Source organism: Amedibacillus sp. YH-ame6, assembly GCF_053848845.1.
In genome coordinates, this window is the sequence record NZ_JBSPEZ010000012.1 from 22379 (window position 1) to 42744 (window position 20366).

Genomic DNA, 20366 nt, shown 5'->3' on the forward strand with positions numbered 1-20366 from the left:
GATAAATTGTATGATTATTACATTAAAGAAGGATGCACCTAAATTAGAAGTAGAAAAGCTCATACGTAACTTTGAAGATAAAGGATTAACAGTTACAATGATCCAAGGAGATGAATTCAACGTATTCGGTCTTGTTGGAGATACATCAAAATTGGATGACAAATTGATTAAAGCACATCCTTTTGTAGAACACGTCACAAGAATTGCGGCTCCTTACAAAAAAGCAAACCGTTTATTCCATCCAGAAGATACCATCGTAGATGTTGCTGGTATTAAAATTGGAGGAAATGAAAAAATCGTAGTCATTGGTGGCCCATGCTCCGTCGAAGGAGAAAGCCAGATTATGCAAATTGCTAAAGATGTAAAAAAAGCTGGTGGAGATATGTTACGTGGTGGTGCATATAAACCAAGAACAAGTCCTTATGCATTCCAAGGAATGGGGAGTGAAGGTATCGCTTGTATGGAACATGCACGTAGCGAATATCATTTACCTATCGTTTCAGAACTAATGAGCGTAGATAAAATAGATGAATTCGTAGAACATGTTGATTTGATTCAAATCGGTGCACGTAATATGCAAAATTTCGATTTATTAAAGGCAGTAGGAAAAGTAAATAAACCAGTATTGTTAAAACGTGGATTGGCAAATACTATTGAAGAATGGATTATGGCTGCGGAATATATCATGTCTGAGGGAAATGAAAATGTGATTTTCTGTGAACGTGGAATTCGTACGTTTGAAACCTATACACGAAACACCTTAGATTTAAGCGTTATTCCAATTATCAAAGAAAAAACCCACTTACCTATCGTCATTGATCCAAGTCATGCGACTGGAGATTGGAGATTGGTAGAAAGTGCTTCCCTTGCGGCAATCGCAGCTGGGGCAGATGGTCTCATCATTGAAGTACACAACGACCCTGAGAATGCATGGAGTGATGGAGCACAATCTTTAAAACCAGAAAGATTTGCGGATGTTATTGAGAAAGGAAGAAAAATCGCCCAAGTAATTGGACGAGATTTGTAAGAGGCTATGGCCTCTTTTTCTTTACTTTAAAAATCCATTGTACATCCAATATATACGCAAAAACAGCACCTACACAATAACAAATAAGATCACTCCACACAAATCCTTGACCTATTATATAACGAAGAAATGTTGTGCGTAAATAATCTAGCATTGGATTGGATATGAGTTGTGAGAATTCAACAAAAAAACTACCTAATAATGCAATTATAAAAGCAGTACTTGCTTTCACATTAGGAAAACATAAAACTAGTAGAAAATATACCATACTCGTCCATAAGACATCACCTAAATAAGCTTTTAAAAACATTTGAAAAGGATATGTACTTCTTGAATAAAGCCCTACAATGATAATACAAAACACAACAACGAGACACCATGCTCGTTTACGTTTGACTTCCATAAAATTCCTCCTAGAAAAAAAAGGAGTGATACTATCACTCCAAATGATTGATCATTTCCATTCTCGATTTATAATCTGGCATATAATTTTCTATTACATGATAGAATGCTTTTGAATGATTCGGTTGAATAAAATGCACAAATTCATGTAATATAACATACTCGATAAACTCAAATGGGTAATGAATAAGTTTTTTATTTAAGGTAATTAAATTCTTGACTGGTGTACAACTTCCCCATCTGCTTTTCATTTCACGTATCTTAACCTCTGGAAATGGAAGTTGATAATCACTCAATGAACGATGTGTTAATGTCACAATATCCATAAACACATCACGACATAATTTATCCAGAAACTGACGAATGATTTTATCGTAATTTCCATTATCTTTGCTTTGTACAAAAAGTGTTGTTTTATCATAACTTACATGATTATATTTACCAATAGAACGTTTGATTTTTAAATGATTACCAAATAGCATAATACAATTTTCATCATAAATGGTAAACGCTTGTCTTTTTAATACTTGTTCTTGATGAGACACAATCCAAGAAACTTTACTAGATACAAATTCATCAATCTTTTCCATAGGCACAAAAGGATTCGCGCTTACAACGATTTCTCCGTTTTGGGAGATGCGCATATTTATATTTTTTACTTGTTTTATTACGAGCGTATACGTGATTGGATATTTTTTACATTGTATTACTTTCTTTCCGGTACTCATGAACGCGATACCCCCTTTCTATAGAATTTTGTGTGCAATTATTATCTCACATTTGTTTAAAAAAATAAACAGTAGATTATTAAGAATTTTTTAAATTTACTCTTCTTTTCTATTCTACCATTTTTTTATAGAAATATATTTTTTTAATTATTTTTGTAAGTACTCATTTGACAACCATATACTGAATTACTTTTTTAATTTCCCTATAGAAAAGTGACTATTGTGAAATATAAGAGAAATAACAAACGATTTTCAGTAAAGGGTCGTGGAAACTACATAACCAAGACTAACTTTATTACAAAGTACTATAGCAATGTTGATTTTTGTAAATAATTTTTTTTGAAATGAAATAGTCTGCTGGGTATTACTTTGAAAGTACTCACAATTATTTTTATATATCGTAATTCATTTACGTTATTCTAGTCCTATGGTAAAATAAGTGCGGTGATAAAATGACATTCAATAATCCTTTTCCTTTCAGTGACGATAACAAGCGTTATCATACATGGAACTATTATTTAAAGCATCGTTTTCATAATAAAGTCTTTAAAGTTGCGTTAAATGCAAACTTTTCTTGTCCCAATCGTGATGGCACTTGTGGCAGTGGAGGGTGCACGTTCTGTAGTTCTATGGGAAGTGGAGATTACGCTGGTGATATCCACGATAGTTTACAAACACAATATATAGAAGGTACGAAAAGAATGCGAAAGAAATGGCCTACTGGTATGCCTATGCCATATTTTCAAGCATTTTCAAATACATACGCCTCCCTTTCTAAACTCAAAGAAACATTTGAACCATTTCTTCAAAACGATGACATTCAAGCCATTAGTATCGCAACTCGTGCGGATTGTCTAGACCAAGAGAAAATCGATTATTTCAACTCCTACGCAAAAGAGAAAGAAGTATGGATGGAATTGGGTCTACAAAGTATTCACAATAGTACTGCGTTACAGATCAATCGAGGACATACGTATCAAGATTTCTTAGATTGTATACACATGTTAGAAAAAAGCGATATCAAAATATGTGTACATATCATCAATTCACTTCCTAATGAAAGTGCAGATATGATGGTTGAAAGCGTAAAAGCAATTTCTACACTCCCAATTCATGCCGTTAAGATTCATATGTTACACATCATGGAGCACACGAAAATGGGACAGGAATATAGAGAAGAACCCTTTCATGTGTTAACAAAAGAAGAATATATTGATATCGTGATTCGTCAATTGGAAGTACTTCCTCCTGAAATTATCATACAGCGCTTAACAGGAGATGGAGTTAAAGAACAATTGATTACACCTTCTTGGACATTGAAGAAAGTGGTCGTCTTAAATGATATTGATAAAGAAATGAAGAGAAGAGATACGTGGCAAGGAAAAAGGTTTCCATAAGAACCTTTTTCTTTTTTTTACATACGTTAACCTAGAGGTGACAATATGAAAATCATTGGTATTGTAATGCGTATTGAACGTTTTGATTCTATGTTCAAATGGTTTGTGAATGAAAGTTATGTAAATGCGATTGTAAATTTAGGGGCGGCTGTCTTCCCTATCTGCTCTTATGCATCACTTGAAAAGGCAAAAAAGATTTGTAATGGTTTGATCATTCCAGGAGGCTATGATGTACAAAGTTATTATGTAAAGCAATCACGTAATCCTCATGTGCAAACTTATGAAAGAGCTATGGATCATTTTGATTTCGCATGTATTGATGCTTTTTATACTGCACATAAGCCAATTCTTGGAATATGTAGAGGAATGCAAATGATCAACGTATACTTGAAAGGAAACTTAATACAACACATAGAAGAAGATACCCATGCAAAGCAACATGAACATCTTCTTCACATTTGTGAAGATAGTTTTCTAAGCACCATGTATGCGGAAGACATACTTGTAAATAGCTATCATCATCAAGTCATAGCAACGTTAGCCAGTCAACTAAAAGTGGCCGCTGTATCCAATGAAGGTTTCGTGGAAGCATTTGAAGATAATGAACATTTAGTTTATGGAGTACAGTGGCATCCAGAAAAAATGGAGAACGATCAAATACTTCCTTATTTCTTAGATGTTGTTTGTAAGTGACGTTTTTCCTTCCACCAACGAAGGATAAGCCAAAGTATTATTATCAAAGAAAACCAAGTGCCAAAGGAATCTACGTTCACAACACTTCCCAATTGATATAAACAATACGTTACAAGTAAACTTCTTAACAATCGTGCAAATCCATCACACAAGGAGAATTTTATAAAGTTCATATTGGTGAAACCAGCTAAATACGCCAATAGAAAGTCTGGAATAGGTGTAATTCCACCAATAAACACCGCAAGCATCCCATAGCGATTCATCAAGCGTTCTCCCGCATCCATATCTTTTTCACTTGCCATATGTTGTAGGATGTTACGACCAAAACGATGGGCTAAGCAGTACCCTATTCCTCCACCAATACAGGTTCCTATCGCACCTTCAATGGAATAGAGAATCCACTTTTCTGGAGAATGCATACAAAGAGGTACCAAAATCACTTCCAATGATGGAAGAGGTAAAAAAGCTTTCAGTATTGCATACAACAACAAACCTATGTCTTGCCAGATAATAAAAAAATCTTGTATTGTCATGAAATCGCCTCATTTCATTTTACAATACAAGATCCTTTATTATGTCAATTTTTATGCTACTTCCTTCATTTCTTCACTACATTTATTAAGATATAAATCCTGTGAGAAATGTTCATGTTTAATATATCCATCTAACAACACTGTAAGAATAGACATCAAAGAACCTAATGTACTATTGTAGAATGATACTTTGCAAGTTTCTCCCAGTTCCATAATTCCACAACACTTTTCTCTATCAAAGCATTTTACAATACGTACTCCATTTTCTAATCCAGAATAGAATCGATAGGTTACTCCTTGAAATGCAAATTCAAAAGCTCCTTTAATTCCATGAAGTTCCCCCATTTTTACATCTTGTTCATAAATTGTAAAATCAAGTGCACGTCCTGGCTGTATAGTACTATACCATTTCTTTATTTGAAACACACTAAGTGCTTCATCTCCATATATATTTCGTAAATACAAAGAAAGAAGTTTGTCATCATAACTATGATCACACGTGAAGATAGTTCTTCCATCTTCTTTGATACTATAGATACTATCTTTCTTTTCTATTATAAACTCCATGGTGTTTCCTCCTTAAGAAAAGGCTCTTGTATACATGATCAAGAGCCTCCATCATAACCCACTATCGTAGGGTTTCACAGTCTTCATCTATACCTATTATAGAAAATAAAAGCGAAGATTTCAAGACTTGTCTGCTTTTTTACGCAAACGTTGGTAATAAAGAATCAAAAGCAATGGGAATATCGCAAATCCTGCTACCAAATATAGCGTTTTATCATACCCAAGCGCATGTGATACATAAGAAGTAATCAAAGGCGTAATAAGTCCACTTACACCAATGAAAATAGCCATCGCAAACATTTGAGCACTATTAAACATTTCCTTTGGAGTCACTTCTTTGATTAACACTTTACTCGTCAACATAATAATAGGAAGTGTGAGCAATTGCAAAGATGCACTCCATATAATACCCCAGCTTGATTGAAAAAAGCCATATAGTATAAATTTAACCGCATACATCACAGTACCAAACAATAACAGAGTTCCTGTTTTGTAACGCTTTAATATAGCACTCGCAAAGAGAAATAAGGGTACTTCCATAAAGGATTGTAATGCCCATTTAATTCCAATTTGCGCATTGCTAGAACCAATGGAAAGCATTTTATCAATGACAACATATTGATCAGCGGTTCCAATCATATAGACCAATAAGTAAATAAGCACTAAAAGAATATATTGTTTATTACATACAATGCTTTTTATAGAGGATAATTTAATTGTTTCACTTTCTTTACGTTTTGTATCCTGAACTTCTTTTAATAAATATAGGATAAAAAAAGATACGAGACAAAATGTTATTAGTAATGAAATATAGTGAAACGCTTTAACAAGAAACCCTGCAATAGGAGAACCTATAGTTAATCCCAACGCCCCAGCTGCACGTAACTTACCATAATGCTCACTATCAATTTCCAGCATCCATGTTTCATCTAATCCCATAATCACCTTTACCATACCTGACATAATGGAAACAACGAACAGATGATAAAAGAACATTTGCTTTTGATATAAAAACATACCTAGGCTACCTGCAATCAATAATAGATATGCGAAAAAAAAGACCTTCTTCGTTTTTTGGGAGCGATCGCATAAATAACCAAAAAGAAACTGACCTAGTATTGCGACAACTGCAGTACCTGCTAGGATGTAACCTCTTTGTATTACATCATACCCTACCTTGCTTAAGAAAGGAATCATTTGTGTGTTTACCATAGATATAGCAAAAAATACAAAAAAGTTTAAAGAATAGAGTACATATTTCTTTTTCTTATCCATAGTGTCACATCCTTAGGATTAGTATGGCAAGGATGTGGGGTTTTATCATAAGAAAAAAGGAATGTTTTCACATTCCTAATCGTTGATAATTTTATAAATAAGACCTGTTTTTTCTACGTGTTCTTTTGTGAAGATAAATGCATCATAGAACTCTGTTAACCAGTTCGTAGGTAGTGGTTGATTGATATGTACATAGGCAAGAATATCTCCTTGTTGTACTTCATCTCCCACTTTTTTATTTAATACAATCCCTACTGCAGGGTCTACGTCATCTTCTTTTACCATACGTCCAGCACCCAATTGCATTGCTAGAGTACCAAGTTTCAATGCATGAAGATCTTTTATATATCCACTTTCTTTAGTTGTAACTTCTAAGATTTCTTTTGCTTGTGGTAACAAACTAGGATCTTTGATTTGTTCTACATTTCCAGATTGTGCCTCTACCATTTCTATAAGCTTTTTAAGCGCTCTACCACTCGTAATAGATTCGACAAGCATTTCCCTAGCCTCATCAACATTGCCCGCTAATTTGGACTGTACAAGCATGATACTGCCTGCTTGTAGACATAAGTCTGTAAAATCTTGAGGACCTTCCCCCTTCAGTGTAGCAATTGCTTCTTTTACTTCTAGTGCATTGCCAATTGCATTTCCTAAAGGTTGATTCATATTTGAAATCATGGCGCGTACATCTTTATGGAAATGATGTCCTATAGAAATCATGGTACGTGATAATTCCTCTGCTTTTTCAGGAGTATCCATAAATGCTCCTTCGCCAAATTTCACATCCAATAAAATTGTATCTGCACCAGCCGCAAGTTTCTTAGACATAATACTAGATGCAATCAAAGGAATAGAATTTACCGTTGCACTCACATCACGTAAAGCATATAACTTCTTATCTGCAGGAACAAGTGTACCACTTTGTCCAATCAAAGATAATCCAATACGGTTCACTTGTTCAATAAATGTATCCTGAGATAAATTCACTTGAAATCCATCAATGGATTCTACTTTATCCAACGTCCCGCCAGTATGTCCTAAACCTCTACCAGACATCTTCGCAACTTTACCACCACAAGCCGCAACCATTGGCGCCAAAGACAAACTCGTTTTATCTCCAACTCCACCAGTAGAATGCTTATCACACTTTAACCCTTGAATACTAGATAAATCAATTCTATCTCCACTATTCAACATTTCATCTGTTAAAATGGCAGTTTCTTTTTCATTCATACCATTAAAATAGATTGCCATTAACAATGCTGAAACTTGATAATCTGGTATTTCATCTTTTACATATCCATCGATAAAGAAATGTAGTTCTTCTTTTGTTAATTCCTGACGTTGTTTCTTTTTTTCAATGATGTCTACAAAACGCATAAGACTCACCCTTCTTTCTCTTCTTTTATGAATGATTATTTTTTAATGCTTGTATTTCTTCTTCTGTTAGGTAGCGCCATTCCCCTGGCTTTAATGCTGTATCTAGTACCAAAGAGCCCATACGCTCTCTTCTTAAAAACAAGACTTCATTATGTACTGCTTGTAACATTCTTTTTACTTGATGATATTTCCCTTCTTGTATCGTTAAATATATAGAAGTCTCATCTATTACTTCGACTTTAGCAGGTTTTAACACTTCATCATCCAACGTTATGGTACCACTCTCTAAGAATTCAATATCACCTTTTTCTAATGGTTCTCTGATTTCTACATAGTATGTTTTATCGACATGTTTCTTTGGAGATAATAAAGCATGTGCTAATTTTCCATCGTTACAAATCAGCAATAAACCTTCTGTATCGATATCCAAACGTCCTACCGGAAAACAATCTTTTGGAATGATGGTATCAATACATTCTAGTACCGTTTGATATTGTGCATCACTTGTTGCACTCACAACGCCATCTGGCTTATGAAGCATAATATAAACTACACGATCATATTGAATGCGTTCACCATCTAACACAACTTCATCACTTATTTCATCGATATGTGTATCATCTTTTATACATATAACACCATTCACACTTACATGTTTCTTGCGTATCCATTGTTTTACTTCTTTCCTAGTTCCGATGCCCGCATGTGCAAGATATTTATCTAATCGTATCATGTGCGTTTTACCTTCGCTTTTATTTTGGAAAAAATCTTACCTAAATCAAAATGGAAAATCGTCTGAGGAATATTACAGAATGCAGTAATCGCAAAATACACCCCACAACAAGCCAATCCCATCAACATCAAATACAGAAGTGATACCATCTTAGAAGAATGATGATCAATCCATCCAAAACTTGTAAACAACAAGGATAGCAAATAAAATCCTAGAACTCCAAGAACAATGAAGATAAGTTTTCGAAATGTATACTTCCAATTCACATGGAAATATTTCTGTATAACATACACATTTAAAATGGTAAATACAGCGTATGCAAAAGCACTCGACAATACCATACCAGGAATTCCCCACCACGTAATAAATAAACGATTCGTCGCTATCTTAATAAGAGCAAACAACATCGTATTGATTACGATTTTCTTACGGTATCCAATCGCCATTACAATGGATGAAAACACTGGGCATACCGTAGCACAAAGTGCTTCCAACGCATACCATTTCATCGTAAAGGTATCCAGTGCAAGCTGCGCATTGTCTACATGTGGAAATAATACAAACATAATTGGTTTCGCAAATACAAACAAAGCAAAACAAACTGGAATCGCAATGTATAATACAGATTCAATACATTCTGTTATATTCTTACGTACAAGTTTCATATTTTTATGTTCCAACGCGGAAGTAATATATGGTATAATCGCCGCAGAAAACCCTGGTGCCAATACCATTGGAATCGCAATAATTTTTGTTGCCCTTCCAAATACAGAAGTATTTACTTCTGCAGTATATGCCATCTCTCCAAACGCCGCAAGACCAGGCTTTAAATCCATTTGATTTACAACCGCATCACAATACCCAAAAATAGAAATTAACAAAAACGGTATCGCTACAAACAACAATTCCTTAAATACAACGTTCGCATCTTTAGCTGGTTTTAACTCTTGCGTTCTTGCCAATTCTTTCACTTCAATAAGACGATGATTTCCTTTCCATCGAATATAGAAAATGGTTAAAAATCCCGATACACTAGCCGCAAATACACTAAAGTATAAGGCCCATACAGCATCTTGATTGAACACATAAACAATCAACGCCCCAAAGGTTAACAAAAAGATAATACGTACCAATTGTTCTAATACCTGAGACATAGAATAAATTTGAAGTTCTTTTAAGCCTTGATAAAACCCACGAAGTGAACTTAACACCGGAATGATAAAGACAGCCAAAGAAATGATGATAATTACATTCTTCATAATGCTCACATCTAAATCTTCAGGACAAAATACGTTCGCAATCATACCAGAACCTAGCATCATGCATAACATACAAACAAATCCAAACGCTGTCATCGTTATAAATGAAATCTTTTTTACTAACAGACAAGTTTTATAATCACCTCGGCTACTATATTTCGCAATTAAAGTAGCTATCGCAAATGGTAATCCCGCAGTCGCAATCGTTAAGATATAAGAATAAATATTATAAGTCGAATAATAATAACTCTGATTTTCATTTGTTTGTAAAATATAATTAAAAGGAATGACATAAATCAAACCTAGAAATTTCGATATAAAAATTCCAGCACTGGATATCAAACCTCCAAGCAACATTGATTGCTTGCGTTTTGACATATTCTTTGTTTCACTCATATTTTAGCCTCACTCATTATTTGTTTCTGCAGTTTCCTTCGCACCATTTTCATTATCATCAGCTTCTTGAACAAAGCTCACATTAAAAAACACACGATGATCATTTACTAAAGCGGAATCTTTCCATGTAACCATTACATATAATTTAAATTGTTCTGAATCACTAACACCCTCTAAAGAAAATCCTTTATAAAACCCCATTTCTGCATTTGACTGAAATGGAACCATATGAAAATCTAATTGTGCATCTTCACCTAATAACCCTAAACAAGGATGTACATTTGTATTGCTATCAACATCCGGATTAACTGCAATCGCTTGAACATTATACATAGCACTTCTTGGATTTGATACTAAGAGTTCATATTGATAGGAATTATCCTTTTGTTTATATACATTTAATTTATAGTCAAAGGGAATGATTTTTGATTCGATCCCTTGATTGGTCATTACTGTATCAATGAAATTTTCGTAATTTTTCATGTTTTCTTTATCATCTATTTTCGTGTTAGAACAACCACTCACTAGCATGATCATAGCAATCCATAAAACGATAAGCTTGCGCATGAAATCACCTCTGCATTATTATATCATATTTTCATGTTACAGGATATCAAAAATAAAACGATCCGTGAGGACCGTTCCCTATCTTTCGTTTTTGTTACGGAAAGAATTGCATTCAGTTTCGCAGCATGAATTTGGTATTACACAATTATCACATGCCACGGAAATTGTTTCAGCTTCACAATGTGCATCTTTGTGATAAACACAATTTGCGACACTGCATAGAATTTCAGTTTTCTTCTGCATGATAACACCTCCAATACGTAGTATGTGAGGATTTCCTTGTCTTATGAAGAATAAATCAACATCGCTGAAAAACAATAGGTCTGTTCCTCTTCACCTTCACATATGGCACTTGAAAACTTGATATCCAACACATTGATATCTTCGTTATCTCTTAAAAATTCATTGATTGCATCACTTAGATCATCTTCATGTTCTTCATCAAACACTTTCACCGCAAGCATTTATATCACCAAATTTACTATACCATTCCTCCCTGTAAAAATGTGTCATTTTCTGCCATCCACGCATCTAACATGAATTCCTTTCCATAGCTTATTGGCACCATTGGTAAACGTAATACATTCTTACAAACACCTTTGCGACATAACATATATTTCACTGGAGAAGGAGATGCTTCACAGAATGTTTTTTCTGCACACTCATATAACATGTTTCCTAGCTCCTCATCTTGACATCCACCTTCTATATAGCTTTTCATCTGTGGAAGAATCATATGTGACATTACAGAAACCACTCCCATTGCACCAGCTTCAAAAGACTCCACAAAATATCCATCCTCTCCACTATATACACGAAACTTCGGATACTGTTTCATTACACATTTTACTAAATCAAGATCTTTTGATGCATGTTTTAACGCAACAATGTTTGGACATTCATCCAATAACCTCAACAAAGTATCACACTCCAGCGTACAGCCTGTTCTAGAGGGAATGTTATACAACATAATAGAATGATGAATACACTGTGATATCTTCTTAAAGTGTTCATATAAGCCTTGTTGGGTTGGTCGATTATAATACGGCGTAACCAACAACACTCCAGCGATATCTCGATTTTCTACTTCCAAGCAATTTTCAATTGCTAATCTAGTACAATTAGAACCACACCCATACCAAATAGGAACCCTATGTTGTGCACGTTCAATTACAAAGTCTAGGATTTGTACTTTCTCTGTTCTTGTAAGAGTTGGTACTTCTGCTGTTGTTCCACATACAATTAAGCCATCACACCCTTGGCTTATCTGCTCTTCTACCAAATAACCCAAAGCATCAAAATCAATTTCATCATGTTTCTTAAACGGCGTAATCAGTGCAGTCATAATCTCTTGCATCTAATTCCCTCCTAATAGAATTGGTTGAATCTGTTTATGAACAATCGCTTCATCTAATGCACTTTCCAATAATGTCCATTCCGCAACAATGCTTCTCTCTTTTTTAAATGGAGCATCTTGACGAAATGGAATTGCATAGATATTTTTTGTTGCTAATAAGCGCATAATATTAGGACCACTTATCCCTAATCCATCGTTACTTGCAATACCAAACACCACATTCTTCTTATTGCGAATCATTGCTTTTGCCGCAAGAGTCACTGGATGATCGTATATTCCATGTGCAAGCTTAGCCGCAACGGTCGCAGTCATAGGCGCAATGACCATAATATCCATATCGTTATTTGGTCCAACTTTTTCTGCTTCTACAATTGTATGAATAATATCATGCTTGGTAATTGTTTCTACCCTCTTTAAAAATTCTATGTTTTCAAAGAATCTAGTAGAACAAGAGTATACATTTTCACTCACCACACAAACAACATCATTGTTCACACATAACTTTTCTAGCTCTATCAATATTGCATGATGATTACAAAACGAGCCACATATACCAAACAAAATTCGCTTACCCTTCATTGCTTAACTTCCCCCTTATAAACTCAGCGATTATATTTCCAGCGGTAACACTTGCAAAACGTCCAGGTAGATTTCCAGCTTTGATAATGCAAATCCCCAATTCCCTAGCTGCATCCATATCGATCACATCAGGAGTAACAATATCAATGATAACTGGTCTTTTTGTCCATTGTTGCATCCTCTCTCTATTTAACACATCCCCTATTGAAGTATTAATAATAACATCTCCACATGTTGTATACTCGTTCACTTCAATGAAATCTTCTTGCTTCTCGCACGTTCTTCTTATCACGCGCGTATTTACGTGTAGATTATGAAGGATATCATAAATGACTTTACCACAATTTCCATATCCAATCACATCTACTTGTATATCATAAATGCTTCTAGCACAACAACCAATGAGTTCATTCAAGACACCCTCTGCTGTTAAAATTGCATTATCACGAATGACTCCTTGATCTTCCATATAGTAATATGTTTGATATGGAAGTTTCTCTAAAAATTCATTTCGCAAACCACAGAAAATAAGAACACTTTCTTTTAATTCACTCCAGAATTCATCTTTTTGTCGTATACAAGCAATTTTCCCTTCTTTATCCACACCTTTTACTGGTAACACCAATACATCAATTTCTCTTTTGCACGTCTCTAAATCATTCACATTATAAACATCCATTACACAAAAGGATTTTGATAAATTATCGTAAATTTGTATCATTCGATCATCACTGCAAATCACCGCAATCTTCAAAATGTCCCCTCCTTTGATTTATACTATGATGTTTGTACAGGTTTTGCGATAACAAAAATAAAACAGAGTAGATAATCTCCACTCTGTCTTTCCCTACGCTTGTGTAATTACAAAATAATTACGTTTTCCTTTTTTAATTAAGGTATCACTATTTGAAACCGCATTTGCCTTTGATACAACAAATTCGCAATCTGTAACTTTATCACCATTGATTTGTACAGAACCTTGCGTAATCCATTCTCTGGCTTCTCGCTTACTACTTGCAATTCCAGCCGCAACCAATGCATCTACTAACATTAGATTATCATCTATGCTTCTTTTCTCAAAGCCTTTCAATGCATCCGTTACTTCATCTTTTTCTAAATCTTTGATATTCCCTCTAAATAATGCTTCTGTAATTTTCAAGGCTTTGTTGTACTCGTCTTCTCCATGAAGGAAAGAAACGACTTCTTTTGCCAATGCTTTTTGTGCTTCTCTTCTTCCGGCATCAACATTTACCTTCTCTTCAAGATCATCAATTTCTTCTTTGCTCAAGAACGTCAACTTCTTTAGATAATCAATGACTTTTTCATCTTCTGCATTCACTAAGAATTGGTACATTTCATAAGGAGATGTTTTTTCTTTGTCCAACCAAACATTTCCAGATTCACTCTTCCCAAACTTAGAACCATCTGCTTTCGTAATCAATGGCATCGTCATACCATAGCACTCTACATCTGCGCCATGTTTTTTACGAATCAATTCTAATCCGCTCGTAATATTACCCCATTGGTCTTGTCCACCGATTTGTAATGTACAACCTTTATCTTCAAATAGGTGTAAGAAATCTAGAGATTGTAAAATCATATATGAAAATTCTGTATAACTAATTCCAGATTCTAATCTACGACGTACTGTATCTTTGTTGATCATATAGCTTACATTGAAGTATTTTCCATAATCACGTAAGAAATCGATAATCGTGATATCTTTTGTCCAATCTAAATTGTTTACCATTTCAAATCCAAACAATTCTTTGATTTGCTTACTTAAACAAACATAGTTATGTTCTAGAATTTCCTTTGTCAACATGTTACGTTCGCCTGTAGCTTTTGGATCTCCAATAAAACCTGTAGCACCTCCAACAAGCATAATTGGATGATGTCCATGTTCCTTTAAACGGCGAGCACACAATAGACTTGAATAATGTCCAATATGCAAGCTATCTCCAGTAGGATCAGTTCCAATATAGAATGTTAACCCTCCATTATTTAGTTTTTCTTCTAGTGCAGGACTCGTTACATCATTTACAAGTCCTCTCCATTTTAGTTCATCAAATAATTTCATAATTTCATATCCTTTCTCATAAAAAAACGTCCTTTTATCCAAGGACGTTATAAACGTGGTACCACCTTAGTTCTCTATGTAATTCATAGAGCACTCAATCTCGTAACGTGAGACACGGCTTTACTTTGCATAAAGCAGCTCCGAGTTGTATGCATGACTTTCATCTGCGATTTTTCACCAACCAATCGCCTCTCTGTGCATTTCCATCATGTTCTTTTCTCTTCATCGCTAATATTTCATAGTATAGATTTTAATCGTATACTTGTCAACTATTTTGTAGATTTTCTAGGTGTATAAATGTAACTTAACTCAATTTCTTTATCTGTTACTTCGTTATCTTCATGCAACATCTTCGTCAATAAACGCATCGCAACAGCACCTAAATCGTAGTCAGGGATTTTAAATCCTGAGATTTGAGGACGCGCCATCGCGTTGTATTTACTATCTAAGATACAAACAAGTTCCATATCATCTGGAATACTAATGCCTGCTTCTTTGGCAGTATTCATAACAGCCATTGCTTGAGAATCACGATATGTAATTACAACATCATGTTTCTTTCCTTGTTTCATATATTCTTTTAAGAATAAGTAAGAAGAACGATATTCTTTAGGAATTGCCAAGAAGTTTTCAAACTTCAAGCCATTCTCAGCAAATGCTTTTTGTAAACCTTCGTTTAACTGTTTGATCATTGCAGGATTTTTACGGTCTTCAATCAACGCAATATTTGTTTTCCCTGCTTTGATACAACCCATTGCATAGTCATATACAAGTTTTGCATAATCTACATAAACAGAACCAACAGTTTCATCACTCATACGGTTTCCAATCACAACGATTGGTACTTGGTAGCGTGTTAATTGATTCAATTCTTCTTTGTTCAATTTATCATTAAAAATCACAACACCATCTACACGAGATTTGATGATATTTTCGATGATATCATTCATTTCTGTAATACCTTCTGTAGTTGTGTGTAACATAATGTTATATTTATAAATTTTTGCTACATCAATCAACCCATTGATAATTTGTCCAGTGTAGAAATAACTAGCTTCTGGTACAATCAACGCAATCGTTGTGGTTTTTTGTAAAGCAAGCCCCTGTGCAATTGCATTTGGCTTATAACCAAGTTTTTCAATTGCTTCCTGCACTTTCACTCGTGTATCTTCACGAACAACTTCACTTCCGTTGATAACACGGGATACGGTTGCCAGCGATACATCAGCTTCTTTCGCTACATCGTAAATCGTAATTCTTTTCATAATACATTATCCCTTCTGATCATCATTGTGATCATTCTCCGTGTTTAGTACACGTTTCAACCCATTAAAAGCGCTCTCCGCAATTTTTAACGTTCCCTGTTTCATCTTCTTTACACCATCTACTACACGCTCATCATGACGCACATTATCAATGGTATCATTCACACTATCCACTACTTTTGAAACCGTATCGTTCTTCATCACTTCATGGATTCCATCTTGCAACGTGTCCACGAGTTTATTTCCAAACTCTTTTGCTTTTTCTTTGCCCGCAAGTACATCCTCACGTTCTTGAAATGCTTGTACGCTTTCTTTTGTACGATTGATAAGATTCGAAGTTTCTTGTTTTAAACGTTCTAGTTTTTCACTCACTTCTTCAGAGTTGATACTCCCTGCTAGCCATTCGCGAAATTCTCGGTATAGACGGTTAATTTCTTCTTTTGCGTCATCTAATATTTTTTTCTTATCACTTGTGTCATCATCATCCATAGAGATGATGGTGAATTTCGCTTCTTTTTCTAAATTTTCTGCTTGTTTCGCATATTCATTTGGTTCCATGAGCTACTCTCCTTCTTCATCAGCTGGGGTTTTACCATTTGTCTTATCTTTACTTACAACGGACATTACCCAATCTTTAATGGAAGAAAAATTTTCAATTACAGTCACAATCGTTGAACGCACAGCAGTTTTGCTAGCTTCATGAACACAATCCACCGTTTCACTTAGTTCATTCAGCGTATTCAAAGGTTTATCCAGTGTTTCCAACTGACGATTGGTTGTATCCAATGTTTTTTTCATACTGATCACCGCTTCATTTGCGCTTTTCATAACACAAATCAAATGCTTAACGAAAATTGCCAAAAATATGAGCACTATAACACCCAGTATTGGCAGTGCTGTAGAAGCCACTTGACTTGTTAATTCAAATAATTGATCTAATCCCATAGAAACACCTCATTTATCATTTTAACTTACTTTGTAACTTTTTTCAACAATTAATGAAAACCCTTTACAATATTTTTTAATTTATAGATATCTTTACTACTCATAAACAGATAAACCGCTGGTCCTTGCTGTGCTAACATCTTCGCTGCTTCTTCATCTTCTTTGATGACAACCGCATGTTTACACTTGTTGGCTAAGTCTTCAATGGTGATATCAATGCCATCCTCTTTTGCTGCATTTTCTGGAAAATGACACAAGTATACTTCATCTGCTTGATCCAATTCTTCCGCAAATCGATCCATAAAATAAAAGATACGTGAGAAGCGATCCGGCTTGAAAACCGCAATCACTTTCTTACCAGGATATTTTATTTTTGCTGCTTCAATCATATACTTTACAGCCGTTGGATGATGGGCATAATCATCAATATACACATTATCCCCTTGTTCCTCTGTTGTGAAACGACGTTTCACACCCGGAAAGGACTGTAACCCTTCTTGTAATACTTCCGCACTTAAACCTTCCATGATTCCAAGTGCAATTACACCAAGACTATTCCATAATAAAGGTTTCCCAACAAATGGAAGTTTAAAACTACCAAAGTGCATTTTTTTATAAAGAACATCAAAGGACATCCCTTCTTCATTTTGCACAACATGAACTGCTTGCACATCATTGTGTTCCATTAATCCATAGTATAAATGTTTCGATGTGACATGTAAACTTCTTACACTTTCATCATCCCCAAACATAACTACTCCTTTTTTTATTTGATTTGCAAAGGTTTCGAATGCATCACAATAATCTTCCATATCTTTATAATAATCAACATGATCAAGTTCAATATTCGTAATAATTGCATATTCAGGTTTATATGCTAAGAAATGGCGTTGATACTCACATGATTCTACTATGAAGTATTTACTAGCATCTGGCATTTCCCCTGTTCCATCTCCAATTAAATATCCCGTAGGGGCAACTAGAGACATTACATGAGAAACCATTCCTGTTGTTGTTGTTTTACCATGTGTTCCTGCAACTGACACAGATGTATACTCTTCCACTAATTTCCCTAAAAATTCATGATACCAATACGTCGTTACACTAGGATTGGCAAGTGCTTCTTGAACTTCTGGGTTATCTTCATGAAACGCATTCCCAATAATAACAACATCATGATCATGTATATTTTCTTTTGAAAAACTAGTAATAGGAATCTTTCTTTCTTCTAATGGTTTCTGTGTAAAAATATATTTTTCAATATCAGAACCACTTACATCATCTCCACGATCCGCAACAATGGTCGCAAGTGATGCCATTCCTGATCCTTTGATTCCTATAAAATGATAATGCATTTCCAACACCTCTTTTTATTTAATTTCTGCTTCATCATCACTATCACGTATTGGGGTAGATTCACCAAACAAAGAAATTTGCATGATATCATCTTCCTCTTCATCTACGTCATTGTCCATAATTAAATCATCTAAAGACAAACTATTTACATCTTCATCGTCAACATATGTTTCTATATCTTCTTGTGGGGATAAGATATCTTCTGTTTTACTCTTTTCTTTCTTCTCAATTGTTTCTTGGGCTTCTGCCTCAAATTCTTCTAATTCACTAATTCCATAATACGGTGAAATCACAGTTCCTAAAGGATTTGCTTTTTTCGCTTTTGGAAGTGTAATAGATAGAGAAGACCCTTTTCCTTTTGGTTTCTTTTCATCATCTTTCGACCCGAAAATCGGTGAAATCACAGGTGAAAACTCAAACTCTACTTTTTCCTCTCGTACAGGAGTTGTATTCATACGTTTCGTTTGTACAGTATGTGTAGCCGTTACTGTCTGTTTTGGCTTTTCATCTGTTATCTCAATACTAACGAATTTCTTGCCTTCCTCTTGCACAGGTTTCACCACAGGTTGTACAATTTTAGGTTCTTCTTTTATGATAATTTTTTCTTCTTTAATTTCTTCTTTTTTTACTTGTTCTACTTTATGTTCAGATAATGAAATATCTTCTAATTCATCTTCTACAATGATATCAGCATCTGTTTCTTCAAACAACATAGATCCTAATTTTCTCCAAATTGACATATTCCTCACCTGTCCTTTCGTAATGTTTCCAAAAATTTATCAATTTCATCTCTCGTCTTACGAAAGCGTGAAACGAAACGATCGATTTCTACTCCATTTGCATATGCTACAAAACTAGGAATACCCATAACACCTAATTCTTGACATACTTCCAAACAATCATCACGATCTACATAATAGAATTCATACGCATCGTATTTCTTCATCAATTCCGGTATAAATGGTTCTATAAACTTGCAATCTGGACACCAGTTTGCAGAAAACACAAAAACACTCATAGGCTTTCTAGAAGCCTCTTTAAATTCTTCTAAAGAATGGATTACCTGCATTGTCTCTTTCATGAAATAACTCCTTTATTATTCGGTCAAAATCATCTTATATCTATTATATCATCATTTTATGAAAATTTATTTTTTATTTTCATAAAATCTACTTATTTTTCAAAGGTTGTTTCTTCCATACCGCGCGATAGATAGGCTGACCTAATTCCATAAAGCGATGCTCATATTCCGTAATAACATCTTCATTGTGTTCAACTCTGCGATAATCTACACTAAATTCATGTAAAAACCATCCTTCATTCTGAAATTCCAATACAGAATATTCAAATAAAGATACGTTATCAGTCTTCATTTGAATTTCCCCATCATCGCTTAGGATATGGTGGTATTGTTCAATAAACGCGTGATTCGATAATCTTTTTTTATGTGCACGTTTTTTAGGCCATGGATCCGAAAAGTTCAAGTGAATAACATCCACTTCTCCCTTCGCAAACCATTCTTTGATATCTTCAGCATCATCATTGATATACAACATATGTGCGGGTGCTTCTTCAAGATTACTGTATTTACGGACAGCAAGTGCCGCAACACTTACGTTCTTTTCAATACCAATCCAACCAGCATCCGGATATAGTTGCGCCATACCAATCCAGTAATCACCCTTACCCGTCCCTATCTCCACATGCAATGTATCTCGTTGTAATCTCTTTTTCCATGTTCCCGCTGCTTCTTTTACATTTTTAACAACTACTGGTTGTTGTTCTAAAAAATCTTCTGCCCAAGGCAATTTACGCATTCTCATAATG

The 20366-nt window shown here is 34.6% G+C and carries 25 protein-coding genes and 1 other annotated feature; of the genes, 3 read left to right on the plus strand and 22 right to left on the minus strand.

The window, feature by feature from the left end:
- Positions 1-10: 10 nt before the first annotated feature.
- Positions 11-1027 (plus strand): 3-deoxy-7-phosphoheptulonate synthase, encoded by a 1017-nt coding sequence (gene aroF, locus ACWG0P_RS09085; protein WP_455801455.1) that lies wholly within the window; start codon positions 11-13, stop codon positions 1025-1027.
- A gap of 4 nt (positions 1028-1031) precedes the next feature.
- Here the strand turns inward: aroF and ACWG0P_RS09090 are convergent, their stop codons facing one another.
- Positions 1032-1430 carry a ribosomal maturation YjgA family protein gene (locus ACWG0P_RS09090; protein ID WP_455801456.1) on the minus strand — a complete coding sequence of 133 codons (399 nt, stop codon included), beginning with the start codon at positions 1428-1430 and terminating at the stop codon, positions 1032-1034.
- A gap of 34 nt (positions 1431-1464) precedes the next feature.
- On the minus strand, positions 1465-2157 hold the full coding sequence (locus tag ACWG0P_RS09095; protein WP_455792476.1) for a M48 family metallopeptidase: 693 nt from the start codon (positions 2155-2157) through the stop codon (positions 1465-1467).
- 452 nt (positions 2158-2609) lie between these two features.
- Between ACWG0P_RS09095 and ACWG0P_RS09100 the strand changes: the two genes are divergently transcribed.
- Positions 2610-3554, plus strand: coding sequence for a TIGR01212 family radical SAM protein (locus ACWG0P_RS09100; protein ID WP_455801457.1), 945 nt, complete (start codon positions 2610-2612; stop codon positions 3552-3554).
- A 45-nt stretch (positions 3555-3599) separates the two neighbouring features.
- Positions 3600-4247 carry a gamma-glutamyl-gamma-aminobutyrate hydrolase family protein gene (locus tag ACWG0P_RS09105; protein ID WP_455801458.1) on the plus strand — a complete coding sequence of 216 codons (648 nt, stop codon included), beginning with the start codon at positions 3600-3602 and terminating at the stop codon, positions 4245-4247.
- Here ACWG0P_RS09105 and ACWG0P_RS09110 read toward each other — a convergent pair.
- The 20 genes from ACWG0P_RS09110 to trmB form a co-directional block, all read right to left on the minus strand.
- Positions 4220-4780 (minus strand): YqaA family protein, encoded by a 561-nt coding sequence (locus tag ACWG0P_RS09110; protein WP_455801459.1) that lies wholly within the window; start codon positions 4778-4780, stop codon positions 4220-4222. The two genes, ACWG0P_RS09105 and ACWG0P_RS09110, sit on opposite strands and share 28 nt — an antisense overlap.
- Positions 4781-4831: 51 nt before the next feature.
- The gene (locus ACWG0P_RS09115; RefSeq protein ID WP_455801460.1) at positions 4832-5347 is read right to left on the minus strand and encodes a hypothetical protein; all 516 of its coding nucleotides are present in this window, start codon (positions 5345-5347) and stop codon (positions 4832-4834) included.
- A gap of 120 nt (positions 5348-5467) precedes the next feature.
- A complete protein-coding gene (locus ACWG0P_RS09120) occupies positions 5468-6622 on the minus strand; it encodes an MFS transporter (RefSeq protein ID WP_455801461.1) in 1155 nt (384 codons plus the stop codon).
- Positions 6623-6697: 75 nt separating this feature from the next.
- Positions 6698-8002 carry a pyrimidine-nucleoside phosphorylase gene (locus ACWG0P_RS09125; protein WP_455801462.1) on the minus strand — a complete coding sequence of 435 codons (1305 nt, stop codon included), beginning with the start codon at positions 8000-8002 and terminating at the stop codon, positions 6698-6700.
- Positions 8003-8027: 25 nt separating this feature from the next.
- Positions 8028-8735, minus strand: a complete 708-nt coding sequence (locus ACWG0P_RS09130; protein WP_455801463.1) for a pseudouridine synthase — start codon at positions 8733-8735, stop codon at positions 8028-8030.
- Positions 8732-10390: an oligosaccharide flippase family protein gene (locus tag ACWG0P_RS09135; RefSeq protein ID WP_455801464.1), complete on the minus strand. Its 1659-nt coding sequence runs from the start codon at positions 10388-10390 to the stop codon at positions 8732-8734. The genes ACWG0P_RS09130 and ACWG0P_RS09135 overlap by 4 nt, the downstream gene beginning before the upstream one ends.
- Before the next feature lie 9 nt (positions 10391-10399).
- On the minus strand, positions 10400-10957 hold the full coding sequence (locus tag ACWG0P_RS09140; protein WP_455801465.1) for a hypothetical protein: 558 nt from the start codon (positions 10955-10957) through the stop codon (positions 10400-10402).
- Between the two features lie 78 nt (positions 10958-11035).
- Positions 11036-11200 (minus strand): DUF1540 domain-containing protein, encoded by a 165-nt coding sequence (locus tag ACWG0P_RS09145; RefSeq protein ID WP_455792494.1) that lies wholly within the window; start codon positions 11198-11200, stop codon positions 11036-11038.
- Positions 11201-11241: 41 nt separating this feature from the next.
- A complete protein-coding gene (locus ACWG0P_RS09150; RefSeq protein ID WP_455792495.1) occupies positions 11242-11421 on the minus strand; it encodes a sporulation protein Cse60 in 180 nt (59 codons plus the stop codon).
- A gap of 17 nt (positions 11422-11438) precedes the next feature.
- Positions 11439-12314: a 4-hydroxy-tetrahydrodipicolinate synthase gene (gene dapA, locus ACWG0P_RS09155; protein WP_455801466.1), complete on the minus strand. Its 876-nt coding sequence runs from the start codon at positions 12312-12314 to the stop codon at positions 11439-11441.
- Positions 12315-12893, minus strand: a complete 579-nt coding sequence (locus ACWG0P_RS09160) for a dipicolinate synthase subunit B (RefSeq protein ID WP_455801467.1) — start codon at positions 12891-12893, stop codon at positions 12315-12317.
- A complete protein-coding gene (locus ACWG0P_RS09165; RefSeq protein ID WP_455801468.1) occupies positions 12883-13647 on the minus strand; it encodes a hypothetical protein in 765 nt (254 codons plus the stop codon). Before ACWG0P_RS09165 ends, ACWG0P_RS09160 begins: the two co-directional genes overlap by 11 nt.
- A 93-nt stretch (positions 13648-13740) precedes the next feature.
- The gene (gene tyrS / locus ACWG0P_RS09170) at positions 13741-14973 is read right to left on the minus strand and encodes a tyrosine--tRNA ligase (protein WP_455801469.1); all 1233 of its coding nucleotides are present in this window, start codon (positions 14971-14973) and stop codon (positions 13741-13743) included.
- A 37-nt stretch (positions 14974-15010) separates the two neighbouring features.
- Positions 15011-15208, minus strand: a binding site (T-box leader).
- A gap of 34 nt (positions 15209-15242) precedes the next feature.
- A complete protein-coding gene (locus ACWG0P_RS09175) occupies positions 15243-16238 on the minus strand; it encodes a LacI family DNA-binding transcriptional regulator (RefSeq protein WP_455792504.1) in 996 nt (331 codons plus the stop codon).
- Between the two features lie 6 nt (positions 16239-16244).
- Entirely contained in the window at positions 16245-16796 is a 552-nt protein-coding gene (locus tag ACWG0P_RS09180; RefSeq protein WP_455801470.1) for a hypothetical protein, read from the minus strand.
- A 3-nt stretch (positions 16797-16799) separates the two neighbouring features.
- Positions 16800-17183: a histidine kinase gene (locus ACWG0P_RS09185; RefSeq protein ID WP_455792508.1), complete on the minus strand. Its 384-nt coding sequence runs from the start codon at positions 17181-17183 to the stop codon at positions 16800-16802.
- A 50-nt stretch (positions 17184-17233) separates the two neighbouring features.
- Positions 17234-18538 carry a UDP-N-acetylmuramate--L-alanine ligase gene (gene murC, locus ACWG0P_RS09190; protein WP_455801471.1) on the minus strand — a complete coding sequence of 435 codons (1305 nt, stop codon included), beginning with the start codon at positions 18536-18538 and terminating at the stop codon, positions 17234-17236.
- Between the two features lie 15 nt (positions 18539-18553).
- A complete protein-coding gene (locus tag ACWG0P_RS09195) occupies positions 18554-19279 on the minus strand; it encodes an internalin (RefSeq protein ID WP_455801472.1) in 726 nt (241 codons plus the stop codon).
- A 5-nt stretch (positions 19280-19284) separates the two neighbouring features.
- On the minus strand, positions 19285-19620 hold the full coding sequence (locus tag ACWG0P_RS09200) for a thioredoxin family protein (protein WP_455801473.1): 336 nt from the start codon (positions 19618-19620) through the stop codon (positions 19285-19287).
- An 88-nt stretch (positions 19621-19708) separates the two neighbouring features.
- Positions 19709-20362, minus strand: a complete 654-nt coding sequence (gene trmB, locus ACWG0P_RS09205) for a tRNA (guanosine(46)-N7)-methyltransferase TrmB (RefSeq protein ID WP_455801474.1) — start codon at positions 20360-20362, stop codon at positions 19709-19711.
- Positions 20363-20366 lie beyond the last annotated feature (4 nt).

Coding starts and splice junctions, on each gene's coding strand:
- aroF (WP_455801455.1), top strand. CDS start 11: ATGATTATTACATTAAAGAAGGATGCACCTAAATTAGAAGTAGAAAAG.
- ACWG0P_RS09090 (WP_455801456.1), bottom strand. CDS start 1,430: ATGGAAGTCAAACGTAAACGAGCATGGTGTCTCGTTGTTGTGTTTTGT.
- ACWG0P_RS09095 (WP_455792476.1), bottom strand. CDS start 2,157: ATGAGTACCGGAAAGAAAGTAATACAATGTAAAAAATATCCAATCACG.
- ACWG0P_RS09100 (WP_455801457.1), top strand. CDS start 2,610: ATGACATTCAATAATCCTTTTCCTTTCAGTGACGATAACAAGCGTTAT.
- ACWG0P_RS09105 (WP_455801458.1), top strand. CDS start 3,600: ATGAAAATCATTGGTATTGTAATGCGTATTGAACGTTTTGATTCTATG.
- ACWG0P_RS09110 (WP_455801459.1), bottom strand. CDS start 4,780: ATGACAATACAAGATTTTTTTATTATCTGGCAAGACATAGGTTTGTTG.
- ACWG0P_RS09115 (WP_455801460.1), bottom strand. CDS start 5,347: ATGGAGTTTATAATAGAAAAGAAAGATAGTATCTATAGTATCAAAGAA.
- ACWG0P_RS09120 (WP_455801461.1), bottom strand. CDS start 6,622: ATGGATAAGAAAAAGAAATATGTACTCTATTCTTTAAACTTTTTTGTA.
- ACWG0P_RS09125 (WP_455801462.1), bottom strand. CDS start 8,002: ATGCGTTTTGTAGACATCATTGAAAAAAAGAAACAACGTCAGGAATTA.
- ACWG0P_RS09130 (WP_455801463.1), bottom strand. CDS start 8,735: ATGATACGATTAGATAAATATCTTGCACATGCGGGCATCGGAACTAGG.
- ACWG0P_RS09135 (WP_455801464.1), bottom strand. CDS start 10,390: ATGAGTGAAACAAAGAATATGTCAAAACGCAAGCAATCAATGTTGCTT.
- ACWG0P_RS09140 (WP_455801465.1), bottom strand. CDS start 10,957: ATGCGCAAGCTTATCGTTTTATGGATTGCTATGATCATGCTAGTGAGT.
- ACWG0P_RS09145 (WP_455792494.1), bottom strand. CDS start 11,200: ATGCAGAAGAAAACTGAAATTCTATGCAGTGTCGCAAATTGTGTTTAT.
- ACWG0P_RS09150 (WP_455792495.1), bottom strand. CDS start 11,421: ATGCTTGCGGTGAAAGTGTTTGATGAAGAACATGAAGATGATCTAAGT.
- dapA (WP_455801466.1), bottom strand. CDS start 12,314: ATGCAAGAGATTATGACTGCACTGATTACGCCGTTTAAGAAACATGAT.
- ACWG0P_RS09160 (WP_455801467.1), bottom strand. CDS start 12,893: ATGAAGGGTAAGCGAATTTTGTTTGGTATATGTGGCTCGTTTTGTAAT.
- tyrS (WP_455801469.1), bottom strand. CDS start 14,973: ATGAAATTATTTGATGAACTAAAATGGAGAGGACTTGTAAATGATGTA.
- ACWG0P_RS09175 (WP_455792504.1), bottom strand. CDS start 16,238: ATGAAAAGAATTACGATTTACGATGTAGCGAAAGAAGCTGATGTATCG.
- ACWG0P_RS09180 (WP_455801470.1), bottom strand. CDS start 16,796: ATGGAACCAAATGAATATGCGAAACAAGCAGAAAATTTAGAAAAAGAA.
- ACWG0P_RS09185 (WP_455792508.1), bottom strand. CDS start 17,183: ATGGGATTAGATCAATTATTTGAATTAACAAGTCAAGTGGCTTCTACA.
- murC (WP_455801471.1), bottom strand. CDS start 18,538: ATGCATTATCATTTTATAGGAATCAAAGGATCAGGAATGGCATCACTT.
- ACWG0P_RS09195 (WP_455801472.1), bottom strand. CDS start 19,279: ATGTCAATTTGGAGAAAATTAGGATCTATGTTGTTTGAAGAAACAGAT.
- ACWG0P_RS09200 (WP_455801473.1), bottom strand. CDS start 19,620: ATGAAAGAGACAATGCAGGTAATCCATTCTTTAGAAGAATTTAAAGAG.
- trmB (WP_455801474.1), bottom strand. CDS start 20,362: ATGAGAATGCGTAAATTGCCTTGGGCAGAAGATTTTTTAGAACAACAA.